This is a genomic window from Pseudomonas sp. MF06569 (assembly GCF_059862735.1).
This window is the reverse complement of the sequence record NZ_JCBCUZ010000029.1, coordinates 41,545-65,327: the sequence shown is the minus strand read 5'-3', so window position 1 is coordinate 65,327 and position 23,783 is coordinate 41,545. Positions and strand designations below refer to the sequence as shown.

General features: G+C 58.2%; 22 protein-coding genes. 12 read left to right on the top strand and 10 right to left on the bottom strand.

All coding sequences use genetic code 11. From position 1 onward, the window contains the following. Nucleotides 1–923 (bottom strand): 5-guanidino-2-oxopentanoate decarboxylase (locus tag AC19YQ_RS21165; RefSeq protein WP_500595867.1); only part of this gene is annotated, 923 nt, incomplete at its 3' end. 112 nt (nucleotides 924–1,035) lie between these two features. Here AC19YQ_RS21165 and AC19YQ_RS21160 point away from each other — a divergent pair. After that, a complete protein-coding gene (locus AC19YQ_RS21160; RefSeq protein ID WP_339473755.1) occupies nucleotides 1,036–1,950 on the top strand; it encodes a LysR substrate-binding domain-containing protein in 915 nt (304 codons plus the stop codon). A gap of 198 nt (nucleotides 1,951–2,148) precedes the next feature. On the opposite strand, the gene AC19YQ_RS21155 is transcribed toward AC19YQ_RS21160, so the two are convergent. Together AC19YQ_RS21155 and AC19YQ_RS21150 are read right to left on the bottom strand one after the other, a co-directional pair. Beyond that, the gene (locus tag AC19YQ_RS21155; protein WP_500595866.1) at nucleotides 2,149–2,763 is read right to left on the bottom strand and encodes an NAD(P)-dependent oxidoreductase; all 615 of its coding nucleotides are present in this window, start codon (nucleotides 2,761–2,763) and stop codon (nucleotides 2,149–2,151) included. 38 nt (nucleotides 2,764–2,801) lie between these two features. Continuing rightward, the gene (locus AC19YQ_RS21150; RefSeq protein WP_219260755.1) at nucleotides 2,802–3,683 is read right to left on the bottom strand and encodes an MBL fold metallo-hydrolase; all 882 of its coding nucleotides are present in this window, start codon (nucleotides 3,681–3,683) and stop codon (nucleotides 2,802–2,804) included. Nucleotides 3,684–3,795: 112 nt separating this feature from the next. On the opposite strand from AC19YQ_RS21150, the gene AC19YQ_RS21145 reads away from it, so the two are divergent. Beyond that, a complete protein-coding gene (locus AC19YQ_RS21145; protein ID WP_500595865.1) occupies nucleotides 3,796–4,701 on the top strand; it encodes a LysR family transcriptional regulator in 906 nt (301 codons plus the stop codon). Between the two features lie 459 nt (nucleotides 4,702–5,160). Here the strand turns inward: AC19YQ_RS21145 and AC19YQ_RS21140 are convergent, their stop codons facing one another. After that, entirely contained in the window at nucleotides 5,161–6,042 is an 882-nt protein-coding gene (locus AC19YQ_RS21140; protein WP_500595864.1) for a helix-turn-helix domain-containing protein, read from the bottom strand. A 174-nt stretch (nucleotides 6,043–6,216) separates the two neighbouring features. On the opposite strand from AC19YQ_RS21140, the gene pobA reads away from it, so the two are divergent. Together pobA and AC19YQ_RS21130 are read left to right on the top strand one after the other, a co-directional pair. Then, nucleotides 6,217–7,401 (top strand): 4-hydroxybenzoate 3-monooxygenase, encoded by a 1,185-nt coding sequence (pobA, locus tag AC19YQ_RS21135; protein WP_500595863.1) that lies wholly within the window; start codon nucleotides 6,217–6,219, stop codon nucleotides 7,399–7,401. Between the two features lie 59 nt (nucleotides 7,402–7,460). Continuing rightward, a complete protein-coding gene (locus tag AC19YQ_RS21130) occupies nucleotides 7,461–8,978 on the top strand; it encodes an MDR family MFS transporter (protein ID WP_500595862.1) in 1,518 nt (505 codons plus the stop codon). Between the two features lie 51 nt (nucleotides 8,979–9,029). Here AC19YQ_RS21130 and AC19YQ_RS21125 read toward each other — a convergent pair whose 3' ends face one another. From AC19YQ_RS21125 to AC19YQ_RS21115, 3 genes are read right to left on the bottom strand one after another with little or no spacing between them, the layout of a single operon-like run. Then, nucleotides 9,030–9,851 (bottom strand): coiled-coil domain-containing protein, encoded by an 822-nt coding sequence (locus AC19YQ_RS21125; RefSeq protein WP_339473747.1) that lies wholly within the window; start codon nucleotides 9,849–9,851, stop codon nucleotides 9,030–9,032. A 36-nt stretch (nucleotides 9,852–9,887) separates the two neighbouring features. After that, on the bottom strand, nucleotides 9,888–10,886 hold the full coding sequence (locus AC19YQ_RS21120) for an NAD-dependent epimerase/dehydratase family protein (protein WP_500595861.1): 999 nt from the start codon (nucleotides 10,884–10,886) through the stop codon (nucleotides 9,888–9,890). A gap of 52 nt (nucleotides 10,887–10,938) precedes the next feature. Then, nucleotides 10,939–11,832: a LysR family transcriptional regulator ArgP gene (locus AC19YQ_RS21115; RefSeq protein WP_339473746.1), complete on the bottom strand. Its 894-nt coding sequence runs from the start codon at nucleotides 11,830–11,832 to the stop codon at nucleotides 10,939–10,941. A 107-nt stretch (nucleotides 11,833–11,939) separates the two neighbouring features. Here AC19YQ_RS21115 and AC19YQ_RS21110 point away from each other — a divergent pair, with 107 nt between their 5' ends. The 8 genes from AC19YQ_RS21110 to AC19YQ_RS21075 all read left to right on the top strand — a co-directional run bounded on the left by AC19YQ_RS21110 (nucleotide 11,940) and on the right by AC19YQ_RS21075 (nucleotide 21,958). Next, nucleotides 11,940–12,542 carry a LysE/ArgO family amino acid transporter gene (locus tag AC19YQ_RS21110; RefSeq protein WP_133075790.1) on the top strand — a complete coding sequence of 201 codons (603 nt, stop codon included), beginning with the start codon at nucleotides 11,940–11,942 and terminating at the stop codon, nucleotides 12,540–12,542. A gap of 196 nt (nucleotides 12,543–12,738) precedes the next feature. Beyond that, on the top strand, nucleotides 12,739–13,335 hold the full coding sequence (locus AC19YQ_RS21105) for a superoxide dismutase (RefSeq protein ID WP_019827796.1): 597 nt from the start codon (nucleotides 12,739–12,741) through the stop codon (nucleotides 13,333–13,335). 257 nt (nucleotides 13,336–13,592) lie between these two features. Further along, nucleotides 13,593–15,644 carry a putative bifunctional diguanylate cyclase/phosphodiesterase gene (locus tag AC19YQ_RS21100; RefSeq protein WP_500595860.1) on the top strand — a complete coding sequence of 684 codons (2,052 nt, stop codon included), beginning with the start codon at nucleotides 13,593–13,595 and terminating at the stop codon, nucleotides 15,642–15,644. 160 nt (nucleotides 15,645–15,804) lie between these two features. Further along, nucleotides 15,805–17,151 (top strand): imelysin family protein, encoded by a 1,347-nt coding sequence (locus AC19YQ_RS21095; RefSeq protein ID WP_133075792.1) that lies wholly within the window; start codon nucleotides 15,805–15,807, stop codon nucleotides 17,149–17,151. A gap of 215 nt (nucleotides 17,152–17,366) precedes the next feature. Further along, the gene (gene llpB, locus AC19YQ_RS21090) at nucleotides 17,367–17,864 is read left to right on the top strand and encodes a lectin-like bacteriocin LlpB (protein ID WP_500595859.1); all 498 of its coding nucleotides are present in this window, start codon (nucleotides 17,367–17,369) and stop codon (nucleotides 17,862–17,864) included. Between the two features lie 463 nt (nucleotides 17,865–18,327). After that, nucleotides 18,328–19,755, top strand: a complete 1,428-nt coding sequence (locus AC19YQ_RS21085) for a di-heme oxidoreductase family protein (protein WP_339473744.1) — start codon at nucleotides 18,328–18,330, stop codon at nucleotides 19,753–19,755. A 26-nt stretch (nucleotides 19,756–19,781) separates the two neighbouring features. Continuing rightward, nucleotides 19,782–20,846, top strand: coding sequence for an imelysin family protein (locus tag AC19YQ_RS21080; RefSeq protein ID WP_133075794.1), 1,065 nt, complete (start codon nucleotides 19,782–19,784; stop codon nucleotides 20,844–20,846). 14 nt (nucleotides 20,847–20,860) lie between these two features. Then, on the top strand, nucleotides 20,861–21,958 hold the full coding sequence (locus AC19YQ_RS21075) for a DUF1513 domain-containing protein (protein WP_500595858.1): 1,098 nt from the start codon (nucleotides 20,861–20,863) through the stop codon (nucleotides 21,956–21,958). Between the two features lie 105 nt (nucleotides 21,959–22,063). Here the strand turns inward: AC19YQ_RS21075 and AC19YQ_RS21070 are convergent, their stop codons facing one another. Genes AC19YQ_RS21070 through AC19YQ_RS21060 form a run of 3 tightly spaced genes read right to left on the bottom strand, consistent with a single transcriptional unit; the run spans nucleotide 22,064 to nucleotide 23,685 of the window. Further along, nucleotides 22,064–22,285, bottom strand: a complete 222-nt coding sequence (locus tag AC19YQ_RS21070) for a hypothetical protein (protein ID WP_500595857.1) — start codon at nucleotides 22,283–22,285, stop codon at nucleotides 22,064–22,066. Further along, nucleotides 22,285–23,001: a lipopolysaccharide kinase InaA family protein gene (locus AC19YQ_RS21065; protein ID WP_133075797.1), complete on the bottom strand. Its 717-nt coding sequence runs from the start codon at nucleotides 22,999–23,001 to the stop codon at nucleotides 22,285–22,287. Before AC19YQ_RS21065 ends, AC19YQ_RS21070 begins: the two co-directional genes overlap by 1 nt. Nucleotides 23,002–23,004: 3 nt before the next feature. After that, the gene (locus AC19YQ_RS21060) at nucleotides 23,005–23,685 is read right to left on the bottom strand and encodes a class I SAM-dependent methyltransferase (RefSeq protein ID WP_133075798.1); all 681 of its coding nucleotides are present in this window, start codon (nucleotides 23,683–23,685) and stop codon (nucleotides 23,005–23,007) included. Nucleotides 23,686–23,783: the final 98 nt, after the last annotated feature.

The following is a 23,783-nucleotide window of genomic DNA, read 5'->3' as shown; positions in this document are numbered from 1 at the left end:
GGGTAGTTGCGCACGGTCTGATCCGGGTCGATATCGATGCGCAACAAGGCGCCAGGGATTTCAAAACCGCCAGCAAAGGTCACGTCGTAATCGGTCTCGGCCAGTTCGGTGCCAATGGCCAGCACCACGTCCGCCTCGGCCACAAGCGCCCGTGTCGCAACCAGTGATTGGGTCGAGCCAATCAACAGGGGGTGATCCGAAGGCAGCATGCCCTTGGCATTAATAGTCAGGGCCACCGGGGCGCCCAGTCGCTCCGCCAGTTTTAGCAGCGCGGGGGCCGCCTCTATCGCGCCGCCACCCGCCAGAATCAACGGCCGTTTGGCATGGGTCAAGCGCTGGCTCATCTGCTCGATGGCAGCAGGCGAAGCCCCTGGCCGGGCAATGCTGACAGGGTGACTGGCAAGCAATGCGTCGGCGTTTTCCACCAGTACGTCCAGGGGAATCTCGATATGCACAGGCCGTGGGCGACCGGCCTGAAACAGCGCAAATGCCCGCGCCAGCACGCCCGGCAACTCTGCCGCCGACATCAGGGTGTGGGAAAACGCCGCCACGCCAGCCACCAGCGCTCCCTGATTCGGCAATTCGTGCAACTTGCCACGCCCCCCGCCCAACTGGCTGCGCGACTGCACACTGGAAATCACCAGCATCGGAATCGAATCCGCATAAGCCTGGCCCATCGCAGTCGTGATATTGGTCATGCCGGGGCCGGTAATGATGAAGCACACACCGGGCTTGCCGCTGGTACGGGCATAGCCGTCAGCCATAAAACCGGCACCCTGCTCGTGACGCGGGGTGACGTGGCTGATCCTGGACCCTGCCAGCCCGCGGTACAGTTCAACGGTGTGTACGCCGGGGATGCCGAACACCTGCTCGACCCCGTACGCCTCCAGCAACTTGACCAATACTTCGCCGCACGTCGCCATGTGTCCTGCTCCTCTTCTTGTTCGGGAATGAACCATTGAAGCGGTCGGCTGTGGTGCGCACAACGCAAACGTGCTCATACTAGCCATGTCCTGGACTCATGGCTGACCACTGATGAAACGCCTACCGCCACTTCCCGCGCTGCATACTTTTTTGATCACGGCTCAATGTTGCAACTTCACCCGTGCCGGTGAGCAGTTGCACATCACCCAGGGGGCGGTGAGCCGACAAATTGCCGGGCTTGAGGAACATCTGGGGTATGCGCTGTTTCATCGCCAGGCTCGCGGCCTGAGCCTGACCGAACAGGGCCAGGCGCTGTATCCGCGTATCGAGCAGGTGTTCGACATGATCGGCGAGGCAGTCGAGTACGCCAGCATTCGCCGTACCCCGCTGCAGATCAAGGCCCCAACCTGCATGCTGCGCTGGCTGCTGCCCAAGTTGCTGCACTGGCAAGAACTGCGCCCCGACGTGCCGGTGGAACTGACCAGCAGCGTGCAGCACGGGGTGGACTTTCGTCGTGAGGCTTTCGATGCCGCCGTGATCTACAGCCCGCAGCCGGGGCCCAAGCGCGAAGGCCAGCACCTGTTCGACGAACAACTGACCCCGGTATGCGCCCCGCACCTGCTGGACGGCAGCAACGCCATCAACCACCTGAACGACCTTGCACACCACACCCTGCTGCACCCCAGCCGTGATCAACAGGACTGGATCAACTGGCTGGCTGCGGCGGGGGGAGATGTGTCGATGATCTGCAAGAGCCAGTACTTCGACACCCTGGACCTGGCCATGACCGTAGCCGCCCAGGGCAACGGTGTCGCCATAGGCGACTGGTCACTGATAGGGGATGACCTCAAGGCTGGCCGACTGGCCATGCCCTTTGACTTCAAAGTACGGACCGGCGCCGCCTACTTGCTGGTGTGTTCTGCGCGCAACGAACCGTCCGCACCGCTGCGAGAGTTGCTGGATTGGCTGGTGAAACAGGCAAGGGATACTGATCAGCCGTGGATTAATACGCCACGGATAACCTGAAGCTACAAAAATCGCTCCGAGCAGGAGATTGCCGGCTATCGGGACGCCTTGTCGCTAATACACGAAGCCTGCGATGCCATGCCCGTCTCAGAGGACACGGTGCGCCTGGTGTTACGAACGTTGAAAGCTGAAGGGTTGATCGAATCCACAGGCAAGGGGCGAAGCGCGAAATGGCGCAGTTGCCCCCAACCGTAAGGCTCAATACCCCACTGTGAACCGCTGGCGGGAATGCTTGGGTTGTTCGACTTCATCCAGCATGGCGATGGCGAAGTCAGCAAAGCTGATCCAGCTTTTGCCTTCAGCGCTGATCAGCAGGTGGTCTGCACCCAAGCGGAACGTGCCTGTGCGTTCACCTTCGACAAACTCGGCAGACGGCGACAGGAAACTCCAGTCCAGGTCTTTTTCGGCGCGCAGGGTGTCGAGGTACACACAGCCAGCCGAGGCCTCCGCGCGGTACTCTTCGGGAAAGCCCGGACTGTCGATGACTTTGCTGTCATCAGGCAACAACAGGGAACCCGCGCCGCCAACAAACAGCAGGCGTTTGACGCCAGCTTTTTTTACCGGATCGATAATAGTCGAGGCTGGCTGGGTCGAAAAATGCGCCGCGCTGAGCACCACGTCATGCCCCGCCACTGCGTCCTGCAGGGCCTGGCCATTGTTGATGTCGAGGTCCTTGATCACGACACCGGCACGCTCACCCAACTTGGAAGCGTTGCGGGCAATGGCCGTAACGCTGTGACCGCGGCGCAGGGCTTCTTCCAGCAGTTGGCTGCCGGCACGACCAGTCGCTCCGATAATTGCAATTTTGCTCATGACGCTCTCCAGTGTGTTGGGAATAACGTTGGGATCTTTCACCACTTCATTTCGCCCTTGGCCACTTTGGCACTGAGCTCCAGCGAAGACGCTTCGCCCAGGTCCGGGTAGCGTTTTTTCATGGCGGCGATCAGTTCGCTCGAATTGCTGGCCTTGAGGGCTTCTTCGTCAAACGCCTTGATGTAGTCGCGGGTGAAATACACGGCCTTCAACGAGCGATCGCTTTCACCCAGATAATGACCCGGCACCACGACTTTCGGCTGCAGGCTGTCGATGCGCTTGAGTGTGGCCAGCCACTGTTTGTGCGATTGCGGGGTCTGGGTGTCGGCCATCCATACGTGCAGGTTGTCGGCCACTACCACACCACCGACCACGGCTTTGAGTGATGGAATCCATACGAAAGTGCGATCCGGCTGGCGCCCGGTGAGGCCGACCACATCCAGCTCACGCCCTTCAAGGTCCAGGGTATTGCCCTTGAGAACCTGCGGCACGATCACTTTGCCCGGTACATCGGCGCCCATTTTCGGACCCCAGAAGGCCAGCTTGGCATCTTTGGTTTCATTGATATGTGCAACCGTCGGCGCCGAGGCCACGACCTTCGCGTCGGGGAATGCCTGGGTCAGGGTTTCAAGGCCAAAGTAGTAGTCCGGGTCGCCGTGGCTGATGTAGATCGTGGTGAGGTTTTTGCCGCTGGCGCGAATCTTGTCGACCACCTGCTGGGCCTGGGCCTTGCCGAACTGGGCATCGACCAGAATGGCGTCCTTGTCACCACTGACCAGCACCGAAGACACGGGGAAAATCGCCGCCTCTCCAGGGTTGTACACGTCCAGGGTCAACGGTGCCTGAGCGGCAGCATGGGCTGCAAAGCCCAGCACAACAGCGCTGAGGACAAAACGGCGAAGGGTCGAAAATCCAGTCATGGGTGATTCCTGAGTCAGTGGCCAGGGTCGGCGATAGACAGAGCTTAGTTGCACGATCGCGAACTAAAAATGCGATGCTTGAACATAGTTTGTTTCAGATATCGGGCAGATCATGGATCGTCTTATTGCAATGCGTGTGTTTGTTACCGTTGTCGACCTCGGCAGCCAGTCAGCGGCGGCCGATCATCTGGATCTGTCACGCCCGGTGGTGTCACGCTACCTGGCGGAGCTGGAAGAATGGGTAGGTGCACGCTTGATGCACCGCACCACGCGCAAGTTGAGCCTGACTGCTGCGGGCAATGAGACCCTGCCCCGCTGCCGACAACTGCTGGAGCTGGCTGACGACATGCAGGCCGCCGTGGATGCGCCCACCGATGCACCACGGGGATTGCTGCGCATCAGTGTCAGTACCTCGTTCGGACAGGCGCAACTGGCTGCGGCAGTGACTGACTACGTACGGCTTTATCCGCAGGTCAGCATTGATCTGCAGATGCTCGACCGCACGGTGAATCTGGTAGACGAGCGCATCGACCTGGCGATTCGCACCAGCAATGACCTGGACCCGAGCCTGATCGCCCGCAAGCTTACCGTTTGTCGCTCGGTGCTCTGTGCGTCCCCGGCGTATCTGCGCGAACGCCCGGCGCCGCAGCAGGTCGACGAACTGAGCCGACACAACTGCCTGACCCACTCCTACTACGGCAAGAGCCTGTGGCACTTCACCCACCACGGTGAGGACTTGTCGGTCCCGGTACAAGGCAACATCAGCGCCAACGAAGCGAGCACCTTGTTGAGCGCCACTCTGGCGGGTGCGGGGGTTTCGCTGCTGCCCAGCTACCAGGCCGGGGTGTATGTGCAACGCGGTGAACTGGTGCGCCTGCTGCCCGAAGCAGAACCGCGCCTGATGAACATTTACGCGGTGTATGCCTCACGCAAACACATGCCTGCAACCTTGCGCAGCATGCTCGACTTTCTCGCCGAACGCTTCACCGATGAACCGGCGTGGGATAAAGACTTGTAAACCGAGCCCCGTAGTCGCTGTCGAAGGAACGAGGCTGCGTCCGGCGACGAAGTCGTCGTAAAGCCTGATACCGCGTCGTATCAGGCAAAACCGGGATTCAGGATTTACGGTCGCTACGCAACCGGACGCAGTCTCGTTCCTTCGCCAGCGACTACAAAGGCTGGCGCATCTAGTCCATTTGAAGGATGAAATCGGGCACAACCCCTCGTACAACTGGCATGGCAAGAACCTAAGTCTGAACTAGCCTCAAGCCTGTGACGTCAGGGAGCAAATGCCATGACTACTAAAACAAAAACAAGATGCATGACCGTGTTTGTCGTTTTCGCTGCCGCTGTACTGTTTGCAGGCGCTTGCTACCGCGCTGAGCAAACCCGGCAAGCATCCGGATTGATCGCCAGTTGCAATGGCGCGCACTGCAATGCCCTGTTCAGCGCTCTGAGGTAAGGAAGCCCCGGAGCATCAGGCCGGGCTGATGCCGTCAGCCCGACCTGTTCGAAAGGCGCTGGGCGATGTTCCGCTCAGGCGCCGGAAAAACCGCGCAAAATACGCCGGGTCAGCAAAGCCCAGACTGTCAGACACCTCGCTGATGGTCATCGGCGTGTAAATCAAATGCCGCTTTGCCTCCAGCAAAATCCGTTGATGGATGATCTGCAACGCCGACTGCCCCGCCAGCTCGCGGCAGATGCTGTTCAGGTGCGCCACTGAAATGCCCACCTGATGCGCCAGTTGCTCGACATTCGGTTGCTCGCAAAACTGTGTCTCGACCCGTTGATTGAATACGCTCAGGTACTCACGCCCCCGTGATGGCACCTGCTTGGCTTCACGGCGCTGAATCACCTGGCGAGTGACCCACACCAGCAGCACACTGATCAGCGATTGCAAGAGCATGTCGCGGGCGGGTTGCGCGCCGACATACTCACTTTGCAGCTCACTGAACAGGTTGTTGAGGTAATCGCGATCCTTGCCAGCCGGGTAACTGGCGACCCGTTGCAGCAAGCTCACTGATCCGCCCAGCTGCGCTTGCAGTTGAGCCACCAAGGGAGCTGCCAGCGTCAGCACAAAGCCCTCAACGTTCGGCGAAAACTGAAAGCCGTGTACAGACAGCGGCGGGATGATCTGGATGGCGGATTGCTCCAGAACATGAAACTGGCCTTCGACTTCAACCCGCGCCCTGCCCGTGTGGACATAGAGCAACTGGCACAGGTCGGCATGCCTATGGGGATGGATCTCCCAGTCGTGGACGCGGCTGCGCAGCGAGATGGTTTCGCAGTGCAACAGGTCGGGGCCAAGCCAGTCCTGCTGCTCGCCGTACAGCTTGAACACCGGGATTGAAGGATTCATGGGCGCCCGTTCTGAAGTCATTCCTGAAGGCCGATAATCGCACCGATTAGCGAAAAGTACCGACATTAACGTGTTTATCACCTTCTATTGCTTCTCTCGCAAGCGAAAAATACAAGCATAAATTAATAAGAACCCACTCGTCCTCTGCGGACGAGGCTGCGCGAGAGAACAATAATGAGAACTCAAGTCGCTATTATCGGCGCCGGTCCTTCAGGCCTGCTGCTGGGTCAACTGCTGCATAACGCCGGTATCGATAACGTCATCATCGAACGCCAGACCGGCGAATACGTCCTGGGGCGGATTCGCGCCGGAGTGCTGGAGCAAGGCATGGTCGACCTGTTGCGCCAGGCCGGTGTCAGTCAGCGCATGGACGCTGAAGGGCTTGTCCATGACGGCTTTGAACTGGCCCTGGATAACCGTCAGGTGCATATCGACCTCAAAGGCCTGACCGGCGGCAAAACAGTGATGGTCTACGGCCAGACCGAGGTGACCCGCGATCTGATGGCCGCTCGGGAGGAAGCCGGGGCGCAGACCCTCTACAGCGCCAGCAACGTTCAACCCCACGGGATGAAAACCGATACGCCGTACGTCACATTCGATAAAGAGGGCGAAAGCTGGCGCCTGGACTGCGATTACATTGCCGGCTGCGATGGTTTTCACGGCGTGGCGCGTCAGTCGATTCCCAGTGATGTCCTGAAAATCTTCGAACGTGTGTATCCCTTCGGCTGGCTCGGCGTACTGGCCGATACGCCGCCGGTCAACGACGAACTGGTGTATGCCAAACACGAACGCGGCTTTGCCCTGTGCAGCCAGCGTTCGGCTACCCGCAGCCGTTATTACCTGCAGGTCCCGGCACAGGAAAAGGTCGAGGACTGGTCTGATCAACGCTTTTGGGACGAGCTGAAAACCCGTCTGCCCAAGGCGTTGGCCGAGCGCTTGATCACCGGGCCGTCCATCGAAAAAAGCATCGCGCCACTGCGCAGTTTTGTGGTCGAGCCGATGCAGTTCGGGCGCATGTTTCTGGTGGGCGACGCCGCGCATATCGTGCCGCCGACCGGAGCAAAGGGTTTGAACCTGGCCGCCAGCGATGTGAGCACACTGTTCAATATTCTGCTCAAGGTCTACGGCGAAGGTCGCACCGATCTGCTGGAACGCTATTCCGAGGTGTGCCTGAGGCGCGTCTGGAAGGCTGAACGGTTCTCGTGGTGGATGACCTCTATGTTGCACCGTTTCCCCGACAGTGACGGCTTTAGCCAGCGTATTGCTGACAGTGAACTGGCGTACTTCGTCGACTCCCGGGCGGGGCGCACGACCATTGCAGAAAATTACGTGGGGCTCCCTTACGAGGCTATCGAATAGCAGGCTATCGAGTAGACTAACGGCATTCCGCCATAGGTTTGCCGCCCAAAGGTGTTTTCGTGACCAGTTTGAATCAGCCGCCCCAGACCAAGCCTGATATTCGCAGCATCCTGATCGCCCTGATGCTGGCGATTTTCCTGGGGGCGCTGGATCAAACCATTGTCGCCGTCTCCATGCCCGCCATTTCCGCCCAGTTCAAGGATGTCAGCCAGCTCGCGTGGGTGATTTCGGGCTATATGGTGGCCATGACAGTGGCCGTGCCAATCTACGGCAAGCTCGGCGACTTGTACGGGCGCAGGCGCCTGATGCTGTTCGGCATGGGGCTCTTTACCCTCGCCTCGCTGTTTTGCGGGCTCGCGCAGAACATGGAGCAGTTGGTCCTGGCAAGGATCATTCAGGGGATTGGTGCTGGCGGGATGATATCGGTGAGCCAGGCGATCATCGGCGACATTGTTCCACCACGCGAACGAGGTCGCTATCAGGGCTACTTCAGCAGCATGTATGCCCTGGCCAGCGTCGCGGGGCCGGTACTGGGCGGTTACATGACTGAGTACCTGTCGTGGCGCTGGGTATTTTTAATCAATTTGCCCCTGGGTCTCGCAGCCTGGTGGATCTCCTATCGCACGCTGGTCGGGCTACCTGTCCCGCAACGCAAACCGATTATTGACTACTTGGGCACGATGCTGATGATCGTGGGCCTGACGTCGCAGCTGCTGAGCATCACGTTTATCGGTCAGGGCCATAGCTGGCGCGATGATCAGGTCGCCGGGTTTCTGGCGGTTGCACTGATCGCGCTGGGGCTGTTTGTGTGGCATGAACGTCGCACGACTGAACCGTTGCTGCCCATGCACCTGTTTGCCAATCGCAATGCGGTGCTGTGCTGGTGCACAGTATTTTTCACCAGCTTCCAGGCCATTTCCCTGATTGTGCTCATGCCGTTGCGGTATCAGAGCATCACCGGCGCGGGGGCCGACAGCGCGGCCCTGCACCTGCTGCCTCTGGCCATAGGCTTGCCGATCGGGGCCTATTTTGCCGGGCGCAGGACTTCGGTCACCGGACACTACAAACCGATGATTTTAGCCGGTGCCGTGCTGATGCCCCTGTCCATCCTCGGAATGGCTTTCAGCCCGCCAAGCGCAGAGTTGTTGAGCGCCGTATTCATGCTTTTCAGCGGGATCGCTTCGGGCATGCAGTTTCCAACCTCGCTGGTGGGCGCGCAGAACTCGGTGCAGCAGCAAGACATTGGCGTGGCGACCAGCACCACCAATCTGTTTCGCGCCTTGGGCGGTGCGATGGGGGTCGCCTTGATGTCGGCCCTGCTGCTGGCGTTGCTGCACGACTCGATACTGTCACCGGTCATGGGGCAGCCCTTGATCGGTGAAGGCAGCTCGGGGAATGTGTTGCTCGACAGCCTGAACGCGGTCCAGGGCCCCGCGCTGGATAACCTGCGGGCAGAACTGCTGCTGACTTTCCGCCACCTGCTGACCATCAGCGCGGCGGTGTCGTTGCTGGGGCTGGCTGCAGCGCTGGCGATGCCCAATCAGGTGCTGCGTGGGCGTGAAGACAAGGCGAAGTAGTGGGACGTGTGGGGGCGGGCAAGCCCGCTCCCACACGTTCAGTGTTGCGATTTACGGGCGGGCGCTGATCTGCTTCTGCAAGTTCTGAATCTGGCTTTGCAGGGTATTGATGTTGCGCGTCATCTGGGCGCGAAACACGTCAAACTCCGCTGCATTGGCGCCTTGGGCAGGTGCCGGGCGGTTTTCCAGTTCGCTCTTGAGCACGATCATGTCTTGTTCCAGACGCTCGAGCGCCACACTCGGATTACCTTGTTTTTTAAGGGCCGCCACGTCTACAGCCTGTTGCGCGACACCGGCCTTGAGCGTCGACAACTCAGCACCCAACGTTTTCAACTCGGCTTCGAGCCTGGCCTGGGTTTCTTTTTGCGCCGTCACCTGCAGCACCATCGCCGCATTGATCTGCTCAAAGCGCTGATCCAGCTCGCCCTGCTGCCCCGCCACAACACCCTGCTGACGTTTGCTCTGCTCAAGAAGCTGCTCTTCGAGCTGCTTGATCTGCAACTTCAGGGCTTCGCTGCCATTGTTGATGCTCGACTCGCTGGCCACCACCTTGCCGGAAATGGCCTGCAACCGCCCCGCCGCATCTTCACTGATGCGGGCAAAGCTTTCCTGGGTCGCCACCAGTTGCTGCTCCATCAGCGAGATCTGCTGAAAGCTCCACCAGGCAAGCCCGCCCACGGCAAGCAGCAAGGCACAGATCAACGTCCACAAAGGCCCGGTACTCGGACCCTTGACCTTGATCACCGGTGTATTGCGTGAATAAACCGTGGTGCGCTCACGAGCAGCGTCCGTGGGCGCCAGCTCATCATGATCATGGGCATCGGCGCGCAAGGTCGGGACATGTTCAAAGTCGTCGCGGGCATCGTTACGCATGGTAAACCTTCAAAAATAGCGCTCAGTTACAAGCATTTATCGGTACGGCGATTCCTGAGCTTTCCACCAGCCACAGAACTCATCCAGTGCGGCCCACAGACTGACTTTGGGGTCGTAGTCCAGGTAATGCCGGGCACGGCTGATGTCGAGGGTAAAGTCTTTGTCCATGATCTGCACCCCCAAACGCGAACGTGACGGTTCGGGCTGGCCCGGCCACAGCTTGCAGCCGACTTCGCTCAGCGCGCCCAGACTGTAGGCCAGGCCGTAGCCGCGATAACGGGTTACTTGCGGCACGTTCATTTGGCGCATCACATAATTGATCACATCCCACAACGGGATGGGCGTGCCATTACTGATGTTGTAGGCCCTGCCCAAGGCCGAACCCGTATTCAACAGGCTGCTCATCAACGCCTCGTTGAGGTTTTGCACACTGGTGAAGTCGACCTTGTTCAGGCCGTTGCCCACGATGGCCAGGCGACCTTTGCGCTGCATTTTCAACAAGCGCGGGAACATGCTCATATCCCCCGCCCCCGTGACAAACCGCGGACGCAGTGCAATCACTTCAAGGCCGAACTCCTGGGCACCGAACACCTTTTGCTCCGCCAGGTTTTTGGTCGCGGCATAGGGGTGCCGAAAACGCCTGGGCAACTGTTCTTCGGTGAGGTCGATGTGGGAACGGCCATCGAAGTACAAGGATGCAGAGGACAAATGCACCAGGCGGCGCACCCGCTGCTTCAAGCAGGCCTCAACCACGTTCTCGGTCACCAGCACGTTGTCACGGTGGAAGTCCTGATAACGCCCCCAGGCGCCCCTATGGCCAGCACAATGCACCACAGCGTCGACATCGACACACAGGTCACGCACCAGCAAGCCATCGGTCAAATCACCCGGGATAAATTCAGCCCCACGCCGCACCAGGTGTTCAACACCCTCAGCCCGTCGCCCGCTGACCCGCACGTCAAAGCCCTGCTCCAGGGCAAAGCGCGCGAAGCGTCCCCCGATAAAGCCGCTCGCGCCGGTGACCAGAATCTTCATCAATCACTCCAAATGCTGTAATTCTTGCTGCTTGCTCTTTAAACGCCGGTTATCAGGCCAAAGGCACTAACCACCGTGACGCGGAACGAGATAAATGCTCAGTCAGTTGACTCAGCAGTTGTCCGCCATTACGCCAATGATGCCAGTACAGTGGCACGTCGATGGGTTTATCTGGCAAAAGCTCCACCAGACGTCCACATTCAAGCTGTTCGCGCACTTGTAACTCCGGGACCAGCCCCCATCCCAGACCCGCCTCGGCCAAACGGATAAACCCTTCCGAGGACGGGCACAAATGGTGTTCGAATCCACCGTCTACGCCCAGTGCGGCCAGGTAGCGGTGTTGCAGAAAATCATCCGGGCCAAACACCAGGGCTGGCGTTTTTGACAGCAACGCCGGGCTCACACCCTCAGGAAAATGCCGTGCAATAAAAGCCGGGCTCGCCAGTGCCCGATAGCGCATGGCGCCCAGCAGCACGCTACGGGCCCCGGCCACCGGCCGCTCACTGGCACACAGGCAGGCAGCCACTTCACCGGCGCGCATGCGTTTGAGGCCAACGGTCTGATCCTCAACCACCAGGTCCAGCAACAGGTGCTGCTCGGCACAAAAATCACCCACCGCCGGTGCCCACCAGGTGGCCAGGCTGTCGGCATTCAGGGCAATGCGCAGGCGCTCGGGCAGCCCCTCGTCATCCAGCGCCGGCACTGCACTTTGCAGATCACGCTCCAGCAAGCGCACTTGTTGCACATGGTTGAGCAGGCGACGGCCAATCTCGGTCGGCGTCGGTGGCGTGGCGCGGATCAGCACCGGCTGACCGATGCGCGCTTCCAGCAACTTGATGCGCTGGGAGATGGCCGATTGTGACAACCCCAGTACCTGAGCGGCCCGTTCAAACCCGGCTTGTTCTACTACCGCGGCCAGGGCCGAGAGCAATTTATAGTCGAACATCAGTTTTCCTAATGAGCGATCAGCAATATTGGTTTTTCTTATACATCCAAGGGCCGGACAATAGCCAGCAACAACCCTCTCCCGCCTGCACACGACGAGTAATTCTTATGTGGCAAAGCTACCTCAATGGCCTGTTGGTCGCGTTCGGCCTGATCATGGCCATCGGCACCCAGAATGCATTCGTTCTCGCACAAAGCCTGCGTCGTGAACACCACCTGCCCGTGGCCGCGTTTTGTGTGGTGTGCGATGCCCTGCTGGTGGCGGCCGGGGTCTTCGGCCTGGCGACCCTCCTGGCGCAGAACCCGTTGTTGCTCAGCGTGGCGCGATGGGGTGGCGCGGTGTTCCTGCTGTGGTACGGCACGCAGGCGCTGCGTCGAGCGTTCGCCAAGTCGAGCCTTGAGCAATCCGCCGGCCAGACTGCACGCTCGCTCAAGGCCGTGATGCTCAGCGCGCTGGCCGTCACCCTGCTCAATCCCCATGTGTACCTGGATACGGTTTTGCTGATTGGCTCGCTCGGCGCGCAGCAAAGCGTGCCAGGGGCCTATGTCGTGGGCGCGGCGAGTGCTTCGCTGATGTGGTTTTTCACCCTGGCACTGGGCGCCGCATGGCTGGCGCCGTGGCTGGCACGGCCAAATACCTGGCGTGTGCTGGACCTGCTGGTGGCGGTGATGATGTATGCGGTGGCGGTGCAGTTGATCGTCTCTGGCTGAACCTGCGCGCAGGTCACAAAAACATCGCCAAAAGTGCTGAAACGTCTATCCCACACAGTTGTCGCGTGGTTATGCCTTCACCCCGGTGCTATGATCCAGCCCCTGCGCCGCAAAGAGTAAAAACTCATCGGCGCGTGTTTGGCCGCCCGTGATCGGCCTTGCGCTCATCGCAACTGACCTGATTAGGAGAATCATCATGGCTTTCGAATTGCCGCCGCTGCCGTACGCACACGATGCCCTGCAGCCGCACATCTCCAAAGAAACCCTGGAGTTTCACCACGACAAGCACCACAACACCTACGTCGTGAACCTGAACAACCTGGTGCCAGGCACCGAGTTCGAAGGCAAAACCCTGGAAGAGATCGTTAAAACCTCTTCGGGCGGTATCTTCAACAACGCCGCTCAGGTCTGGAACCACACCTTCTACTGGAACTGCCTGGCGCCAAACGCCGGCGGCGAACCAACCGGCGCGCTGGCAGATGCCATCAACGCTGCCTTCGGCTCGTTCGACAAGTTCAAAGAAGAATTCAGCAAAACCTCCATCGGCACCTTCGGTTCCGGCTGGGGCTGGTTGGTGAAGAAAGCTGACGGTTCCCTGGCCCTGGCCAGCACCATCGGCGCCGGCAACCCGCTGACCAGCGGCGACACCCCGCTGCTGACCTGCGACGTTTGGGAACACGCTTACTACATCGACTACCGCAACGTTCGTCCGAAGTATGTTGAAGCGTTCTGGAACCTCGTTAACTGGAAGTTCGTCGCTGAGCAGTTCGAAGGTAAAGCCTTCACTGCCTGAGCCTGACTCCAGGTAAAAAAACCCGGCATTGCCGGGTTTTTTTTGGTCTGATTTAAAGTTTCAAAAGAGCCGCTCGCCGAGTCCGGGCCAGCTAGTATGAAAGCGTTGTGTATTTTAATAGCGCACCTCAAGTTCGAAGTGAAAATACCGACACAGTAGCGATTGTGAGCGTTGTGTATTTATTGCTTTCGCACCTGTCGTGAATCGTCCACCTACAAGGCCACAGGCAATACCGGCAAGGAACAGGGAAAAGTGCTTTGAAGCTGCAATTCAAGAACAGCTTGTCACTGAAGTTGCTCCGCATCGCACTGCTGTCAGCAGTGGTCGTAGGTGGAGTATTGAGCTGCGCGCAAATTGTCTTTGACGCCTACAGGGTTCGACAAGCCGTCACGGTAGATGCCGGACGTATCCTGGACATGTTTCGCGACCCGTCGACTCAAGCGCTTTATAGCCTGGACCGCGACATGGCCATGCAGGTCATCGAAGGCATGTTCCAGGATGGAGCCGTGCGCAACGCGTCCATCGGCCATCCCAATGAGACGGCCCTCGCCGAAAAATCACGGGCGCTGCAACACTCATCGAGCCGCTGGATGACTGACATGATTCTGGGTCAGGAGCACACGTTCAGTATTCCTCTAGTAGGCAAGGGACCTTACAGCGAGTACTACGGCGACCTGAGCATCACGCTCGACACCGCCAGTTATGGCGAAGGGTTACTGGCCGATTCAGCGGTCATGCTGTTCTCCGGACTGTTGCGTGCCCTGCTGATGGGGCTGGTGCTGTATTCGGTGTATCAGTGGTTGCTGACCAAGCCGCTTTCCAAAGTCATCGGACACCTGACCAGTATTAATCCGGACCGCCCCAGCGAGCACGTGATCCCCCTGCTCAAAGGTCACGAGCACAATGAACTGGGTGTTTGGGTCAACACTTCCAACCAGTTGCTCGCATCCATTGAACGCAACAACCGTTTGCGTCACGAAGCTGAAAGTTCCTTGCTGCGCATGGCCCAGTATGACTTTCTGACCGGCCTGCCCAATCGCCAGCAGCTGCAGGGGCAATTAGGCAAAATCCTCACTGATGCTGGCCGTTTGCAACGCCGCGTCGCTGTGCTTTGCGTGGGGCTGGACGACTTCAAAGGCATCAACGAGCAGTTCGGCTATCAAGCGGGCGATCAACTGCTGCAGGCCCTGGCCGATCGCTTGCGCGCCCACAGTGGAAGCCTGGGCGCTCTGGGACGCCTGGGTGGCGATCAGTTTGCGCTGATTCAGGCCCATATCGAACAGCCCTACGAAGCTGCCGAACTGGCCCAGAGCATTCTGGATAACCTTGAATCACCCTTCTGTCTTGACCAGCAAAACATCCGCTTGCGCGCCACTATCGGTATCACGCTGTTTCCCGAAGATGGCGACACCACTGAAAAGTTGCTGCAAAAAGCCGAGCAAACCATGACGCTGGCCAAGAGTTACTCGCGCAACCGCTATCAGTTTTATATTGCCAGCGTGGACCGCGAGATGCGGCGTATGCGCGAGCTGGAAAAAGACCTTCGTGAAGCCCTGCAATGCAACCAGCTCTCCCTGGTCTACCAGCCACAAATTCGTTACAGCGACCACCGGGTGGTCGGCGTCGAAGCCCTGTTGCGCTGGCGGCACCCGCTACACGGCTTGGTTCCGCCCGATCTGTTTATCCCGCTGGCCGAGAAAAACGGCAGCATCATTGCCATCGGTGAATGGGCAATGGACGAAGCCTGCCGCCAACTGCGCGAATGGCATGATCAAGGCTTCAGTGAACTGCGCATGGCGGTCAATCTGTCCACGGTGCAGTTGCACCACGTCGAACTGCCGCGAGTGGTCAACAACCTCCTGCAGCGCCACCGCTTGCCGCCGCGCAGCCTGGAACTGGAGGTCACCGAAACCAGCCTGATGAAAGATATCAGCACCGCCGCCCAACACCTGCTGAGCCTTCGCCGCTCCGGCGCGTTGATTGCGATTGATGATTTTGGCACCGGCTATTCGTCATTGAGTTACCTCAAAAGCCTGCCGCTGGACAAAATCAAGATCGATAAAAGCTTTGTTCAGGACCTGATCGACGACGGCGACGATGCCACTATCGTGCGCGCCATCATCCAGCTGGGTAAAAGCCTTGGCATGCAGGTGATTGCCGAAGGGGTTGAAACCATTGATCAGGAAGCCTACGTCATCGGCGAAGGCTGCCATGAAGGCCAGGGCTATTTGTACAGCAAACCCCTTGGCTCGCGGGAGTTGGTCGCTTATCTGAAGCAGGCCAAACGTGACAAGGCCGCCAATATGTAAATCCATATTTCAAAAATCGGCAAAGACCCGGTGCGGCCTGCGGTAAATAAGAAATATTTCCAACAGTATCTCTTTACACAAAATGCATATCTTTCGCATTATGTGGCAGTTTCGCGTGCAGCCGCACGCTTGTCCCACCTCTCGAAGCAGGATTTTCGCCATGATTCGTATGCCTCTGGCAACCGCCAGTCTGCTGGCCATTGCTATCTCACTCGCCGGTTGTGGCGACAAGGACAAGGAAAAAACCGCCGCAGCCCCTACGCCAGCAGCCGCCACCAGCACCGCGACGCCAGCCGCTGACATCAGCGCAGCCAAAGTCGACGAAGCTGCCGCCAAGGCCGTCGTTGCGCATTACGCCGACATGGTTCACGCCGTGTACAGCGATGCTGAAAGCACTGCCAAAAAACTGCAAACCGCTATCGATGCGTTCCTGGCCAAGCCCAACGACGACACTCTGAAAGCCGCTCGCGCTGCATGGGTTGAAGCCCGTGTGCCTTACCTGCAGAGCGAAGTGTTTCGCTTCGGCAACACCATCATTGACGACTGGGAAGGCCAAGTTAACGCCTGGCCGCTGGACGAAGGCCTGATCGACTACGTTGACGCCAACTATGCAGGCGCACTGGGCAACCCGGGTGCCAACGCCAACATCATCGCCAACACCCAGATTCAGATCGGCGAAGACAAGGTCGACGTCACCGAAATCACTCCGGAAACCCTGGCCAGCCTGAACGAGCTGGGCGGTTCCGAAGCCAACGTGGCTACCGGTTATCACGCAATCGAATTCCTGCTGTGGGGCCAGGACCTCAACGGCACAGGCCCGGGTGCAGGCAACCGCCCTGCTTCCGACTACCTGGAAGGCGAAGGCGCAACTGGCGGCCACAACGAACGCCGTCGCGCTTACTTGAAAGCCGTGACCCAACTGCTGGTTAACGACCTCGACGAAATGGTCGGCAACTGGGCACCCAACGTTGCCGACAACTACCGCGCCACGCTTGAAGCCGAGCCGGTACAAAACGGTCTGCGCAAAATGCTGTTCGGCATGGGCAGCCTGTCGCTGGGCGAACTGGCCGGCGAGCGTATGAAAGTGTCACTGGAAGCCAACTCCCCTGAAGACGAGCAGGACTGCTTCAGCGACAACACCCACAACTCGCACTTCTACGATGCCAAGGGCATTCGTAACGTGTACCTGGGCGAGTACCTGCGCGCTGACGGTACTAAAATGACCGGCCCAAGCCTGTCGTCGCTGGTGGTTGTGATTGACCCGGCTGCAGACGCGACACTGAAGTCCGATCTGGCCGACACAGAAGCCAAGATCCAGGTCATGGTTGACCGCGCCAACAAGGGCGAGCACTACGACCAGTTGATCGCAGCGGATAACGCAGCGGGCAACCAGGTGGTTCGTGATGCCATTGCAGCCCTGGTCAAGCAGACCGGTGCCATCGAGCAAGCCGCTGGCAAGCTGGGCATCAGCGACCTGAACCCGGACAACGCCGATCACGAGTTTTGATCTGCAGGGTTTGAGTGAGTGAACAATGAGGCGACCTTCGGGTCGCCTTTTTTGTGGGTTTCGCCCTTATACAGAAGTGCTTTTGCAAAACAGATATGACGCTAATGCATTTACAGTCTAATGCTAATACCTCTGTAAACAATACATATACATAGCCATCACCATCCTTGAACTTGATTCAATAAAAGCCCAACAACTTATTGAACGAGAACAACATGACTATTAATTACACTCCCTTCCAAGCCAGCGGCACCCCCTTGCTGCCGCCAAATCAAATCATGTCACCAGGACAATATCTTACGTCCGAAAACAAACGCTTCCGATTGATACTACAATTCGATGGAAACTTGGTTATTAAAGAGGGTGAAACTGTTGTCTGGACCGCCGATAGCAATCAAGTTTACAGCAAAACTTTACAGCGCAAAAAAATGCGTGAACACCTACATTTCGTCATCAGCAACAGTGGTTTTCTCTATGATCCTTCCAGGAGACGCTTGTGGATAGCTGAAAGCACTCACAGCACTGATAAATCGCTCTGGTACAACGCGTGTATGGTCATGCAAAACGATGGGAATCTGGTCATCTATGATCAACGCTCGGGAAATTTGCGCTGGGCTCGGTTTGGATTTACTCCAGGTCGCATGCCAAAAAGAACATTCAAAGTGATCAATATACTGCCTGACGGAGTGCCCTTCACACTATGGGAGTTTTAACTCACCAGCCCCCAATCTTGGCCTACCCTTTACGAAATCATTAATTCTTGATTGCCGCTGGCGGGTGCAGACAATAATCACCATACGGATCTGTCTGACACTTATAAGCAAGTTCCGGACTGTACGCTTTAGGTAATAACTGGCCATTTGCACAACCAGAAATCGCACCCACTATGAACACGACTATAAGTATTTTCATATTTTGCTCCGTTTTTTGGAGAGCATAGTATTCAAAGAAAATACCTTATATCGTTCATCTCTGATTATTCCGTGGGAAATACCTATTGTATTACCATGCCATGTAGGATTTAACCTCCAGACCGCACTGGCTGCCATCGCAAGCAAGCCCATTCCCATGAGCTTGCTTGCCACATATCAATCCAAACGCTAATCCCTCTTATTTCAATTCACCTTCCCTGATAAACTTTGCGCCCTCGATTTAGCTCACTGATCTGGACGTTTGATGCCTTCGTTGCCTCTTCGCCTGTCCCTGCTGCTACTGGCCTTTGGCCTTGGCGGTTGTGATGATGCCCCGCGCTTTACCAAACCCGAGCCAGGCGAAGCCCGCTCCGGCGGGGCTGCTACGGTGCGTAAAACCGATCACAATGCGTTTTCCATGCCCTCGGCCAACCTTTCGCCCACCCGGCGTCTGGATTTCAGCGTCGGCAACAGTTTCTTTCGCAGCCCTTGGGTCATAGCACCGTCCACCACCACCGCACGTGATGGCCTGGGCCCGCTGTTCAATACCAATGGCTGTCAAAACTGCCACATCAAGGATGGCCGCGGCCACCCGCCAGCGCCCGGCGCAAAGAACTCCGTGTCGATGCTGGTTCGGTTATCGATCCCCAACGATCCCGCTTACGCCACGCTCATCGAGCAGGCCGGTATCGTCCCCGAGCCGGTCTATGGCGGTCAGTTGCAGGACATGTCCGTACCCGGCGTAGCTCCCGAGGGCAAGGTACGGGTCGACTACGAACCCGTTACCGTGCGCTTCAAGGACGGCACTGAAGTCGAATTGCGCAAACCCACGCTGCAGATCACCCAGCTGGGTTATGGCCCAATGCACCCCGACACACGTTTTTCGGCTCGCATTGCGCCACCGATGATAGGCCTGGGGCTGCTCGAAGCCATCCCGAACGAGGCGATCCTGGCCAATGCCGATGAACAGGACAAAAACCGTGACGGCATCGCCGGGCGCCCCAACTGGGTGTGGGATGACGCGCAGCAAAAGACGGTTCTGGGTCGATTTGGCTGGAAAGCGGGCCAACCGAACCTCAATCAACAAAATGTTCACGCCTTTTCTGGTGATATGGGGCTCACGACATCCCTGAGACCCTTCGATGATTGCACCAAGGCTCAAACCGCCTGTCTCGAAGCGCCCAACGGGAACGGCCCTGATGGCGAACCCGAGGTCAGCGACAACATCCTGCGCCTGGTGGAGTTCTACACCCGTAACCTGGCCGTACCTGCCCGCCGTGATGTCGGCGCGCCCCAGGTGCTGGCCGGTAAAAACCTGTTCTTCCAGGCGGGCTGCGCCTCATGCCACACCCCTGCGTTCACTACATCCGCCAACGCTGCCGAGCCCGAACTGGCCAATCAGGTCATTCGCCCGTACAGCGACTTGCTGCTGCACGACATGGGCCCCGGCCTTGCCGACAACCGCACCGAGTTCGCCGCCACCGGCCGCGACTGGCGCACGCCACCGTTATGGGGCATTGGTTTGACCCAGGCAGTGAGTGGTCATACTCAGTTTTTGCACGATGGACGTGCTCGCAACCTGATGGAAGCCGTGCTCTGGCATGGCGGCGAAGCCGAATCGGCCAAGCAGCAGGTTTTACGCTTTAATGCCGAGCAGCGCGCTGCGTTGCTGGCGTTCCTGAACTCTCTTTAACGCTTTACAAGATCGGGGACCCCGACATGTTTCGACCCAAGCTGTTGTTCACCAGCCTTGCCGCTATCGCCCTGGCCGCATGCTCACCACAAGACCCGCAGGCCGTCACCTCGGCAGCCATCGCCAAGCAAGTGATCTTGCCGACGTACAGCCGCTGGGTTGAAGCCGACCGCCAACTGGCCGTCAGCGCACTGGCTTACTGCCAAGGCAAGGAAAACCTGGAGACTGCCAGAGCCGACTTTCTGCATGCGCAAAAAGCCTGGGCCGAGCTGCAGCCTTTGCTGATCGGGCCATTGGCCGAAGGCAATCGTTCGTGGCAGGTACAGTTCTGGCCAGACAAAAAGAATCTGGTCGGCCGTCAGGTTGAGCAACTGGTCATTGCCCAGCCACAGATCGATGCAGCAGCCCTGGCCAAATCCAGCGTTGTGGTGCAAGGCCTGTCGGCTTACGAATACATTCTGTTCGACAGCAATATCAACCTCGCTGACGATTCGCAAAAAGCGCGCTACTGCCCGCTGCTGACCGCCATTGGCGAACGTCAAAAGCAACTGGCCGAAGAAATCCTGGCCAGCTGGAACAGCACCGATGGCATGCTCGCGCAAATGAGCAAGTTCCCTAACCAGCGTTATGCCGACTCCCACGAAGCCATTGCAGATGTGCTGCGTGTACAGGTCACGGCCCTCGATACCCTGAAGAAAAAACTCGGCACCCCAATGGGCCGTCAGAGCAAGGGCATTCCGCAGCCATTCCAGGCTGATGCGTGGCGCAGCGAGTCATCGCTCAAAAGCCTGGCCGCCAGCCTATCTGCCGCTCAGAGCGTGTGGGCGGGTGTCGACAACAAAGGGTTGCGCAGCCTGTTGCCTGCCGAGCAAAAACCGTTGGCTGACAAGATCGATGCGGCCTATGCAACCTCGCTCAAGCTGTTCAATGACAACCAGCGCACACTCAATGAGCTGCTGGCAGACGACGCCGGGCGCGCTCAACTGAACGCTATCTATGACAGCCTGAACGTGGTTCACCGCCTGCACGAAGGCGAGCTGGCCAAAGCGCTGGGTATCCAGCTGGGCTTTAACGCCAACGACGGCGATTGATGAAGGAGGGTTCGATGATGCGCAGGCAAGCTCTCAAGCTCGGCGGTTTACTGCTCAGCGCGATCACGCTGGGCGGTTGGTCCCTGTTCAAGCAAAAAGACCGTAGTCCCTTGCTCTTGAGTGCCCGCGACGATGTGGACGGCAATCACTTTGCAGTCGGTTATCGCCTGGATGGCACTCAGGTCTTTAGCACGCAGGTAGGCCAGCGCTGCCATGACATCATCAACCACCCGACGCTGCCCATTGCGTTGTTTGTAGCACGGCGCCCCGGCACCGAAAGCTACCTGATCAACCTCGCAGACGGGCAGTTGCTGCAAACACTGACCTCCCTGCCCAACCGTCACTTCTATGGCCACGCAGTCATCCACAAAGATGGCGAGTGGCTCTACACCACCGAAAACGACACCACTGACCCGGGCCGTGGCTTGCTGGGGGTCTATCGCTTTGAGGGCGAACGTCTGGTCCACAGTGGCGAAATCCCTACCCACGGCGTGGGTCCGCATCAAGTGTCCTGGATGCCTGACGGCGAAACGCTGGTGGTGGCTAACGGCGGCATTCGCACCGAAGCCGAAAGCCGGGTCGAGATGAACCTGAACGCGATGGAGCCCAGCCTGGTGCTGATGCAACGCGACGGCACCTTGCTCAGCAAGGAAACCCTGAGCCAGCAGATGAACAGCGTGCGCCATTTGGGCATCGCCAGTGACGGCACAATCGTCGCCTGCCAGCAATTCATGGGCGACGCCCATGAGCTTTCCGAATTGTTGGCCATCAAGCGTCCTGGCCAGCCATTTGAGCCCTTCCCGGTGGCCGAGCAGCAACTGCGTGCCATGGGCCATTACACGGCCAGTGTCGCGGTCCACAGTGAATTGCGGCTGGTTGCGCTGACCGCTCCGCGGGGCAATCGATTTTTCGTGTGGGATCTGGACAGCGGTGCTTTGCGTCTGGATGCGCCGTTGCCGGACTGTGCGGGGGTGGGTGCGGTACAGGATGGGTTTGTGGTGACGTCCGGCCAGGGCCGTTGCCGATTCTATGATTGCCGTCAGAGCGATCTGAGCGCCAAGCCATTGGATCTACCGTCCGGGCTGTGGGACAACCATCTGCATGTGATGTAGCAGATGACACAAATTCCTGTAGCAGTTGACGAATAGCACAAGGCTGCGCAGTCGGACGCAGCCTCGTTCCTTCGGCAGCTGCTACAGGGATTTTTACCCGCCGTCCTACTTCTTCATCCCTTGGCTCATTCCAAACATAAACAGCAGCAGATCGTGATCGGGCTTTGTCGCTACTGCCACTTTCACTACCCGCGGCAGCGGGCAGTGAGCCCCTGTCGGGGGCCCACTTAACACTTGGGTCACTGGCTGTTCCCATGCGGCCACTGCCACGCCAGCAATGACCAGAGCTGCCAGCAGAAACAAACTTCGTGCTATTTCTCGCTTCATCACCGTAAACCTTTGATGGCGCTGCCAAACACCGTCTTATAAAAGTAGATCAGTCTGTCCCACTCCGTGGCGTTCCACGACGAATGGCGGCGAAGCTGCTTAAGGTCGTGGGAGGCTGCTTTATGAGCAGTCAGTCGTTGCCGGCTTTTTTCAAGGTCCAGCAAAGCCACCTCTACCTGTGGGTTTTCACCCTGCCCTGTCACTCGCACAAACACATGCTTGGCGTACAGGCAGCCATGTTGCCAGCGGCCCAGATGCATGCGCGCAAGGGTCTGGCCAATGGCCTCAAGTACACGATCATGTACCGCCTCCCCCCAACGCTCACGCTCGCCAGCGGCATACCAGTTGTCGATTTCAACAAAGCCGTCCAGAGCGACAGTTACGAGCAATGCTCGCCACTGCTTGTCTGCCCCTTGCCGGGCCCCGCAGTACACCAACTCTGGCACGCCAACCGATAGCCGGTTCATGGCCAGTAACGCATCGCGTTCACGCAATACCGTCGGGCGACCCAACGGATAGCGCCAGCTGCGGTAGGTGTGCCCTACTTGACGTTTTACATAGAGCAAACGCTCGTTGGCATCGTGAATGCGTTGTACACCACTCTCGCCACCGCGACGCTGGTTGGGCTCTTCAACCCATTCGCCTTTTTGATTCCAGTAAAACTCAAATCGGTCTTCAGTCGCAGAGGGGGATTGCTGTACAAAATCAACGGTCATGAATTATCTCTTTCTTAGTACGTAAACCCGCCACATCGCGTAAAGCGGAATAAAGTCCAAATGATCCTGAATGACGAAACCAGCCTTTTTAAACTCAGACTCCACTGTAACAGCTGGTAACACGAAGCGGTTTTGGTAACCCTCCTGCCCTTGTTCCACAGCGCGCTCACGCTCAAGACGCTTGCGTTTCCAGGCCTTGAAATTGCCGTCCACCCAGAGCGAAATGATCAAACTGTCCCGGCTGACACGATGAAGCTCGCGCAGTAGAGCCATCCGGTGACTTGCATCACCAATATGGTGCAGCAGACGCATGCAAAAAATACTGTCAACGGAGTTGTCCGGCATATCTATTTCAAATGCAGACGTCTGCAAGCGCCGTACCCGTTTCACCACCTCGGCCGGTTGCGCCAGTGCCGCGACCTCCAGCATGGAGGCCGAGTTGTCGGCGCCAATGATTTCCCGGTTAGGCATTTGCGCCAGCAACGGCCAGAAACGCCCGGCGCCACAGGGCAAATCCAGGACAACCCGAGGTTCACCTGCCAGGTGAAGAGCGCGGCGGGCCAGTTGCTCATCGCGCTTGTGCGAGAGACGGCGAGCCAGACCATCCTGGTGCTTGATCAGGTATTCGGCCGCGTGCTGCTGGTCATACTTTTCTGAGAACTTGAGTTTGATGATGGGGTTCATGACGGTGCTCCTGAAGCATATAGGCGCTACCTTATTCAGGAGAACGTAAGCGTCAGGTCATCATCAGGTGAAAATTCCGTCTATGCGTCCTACACAAA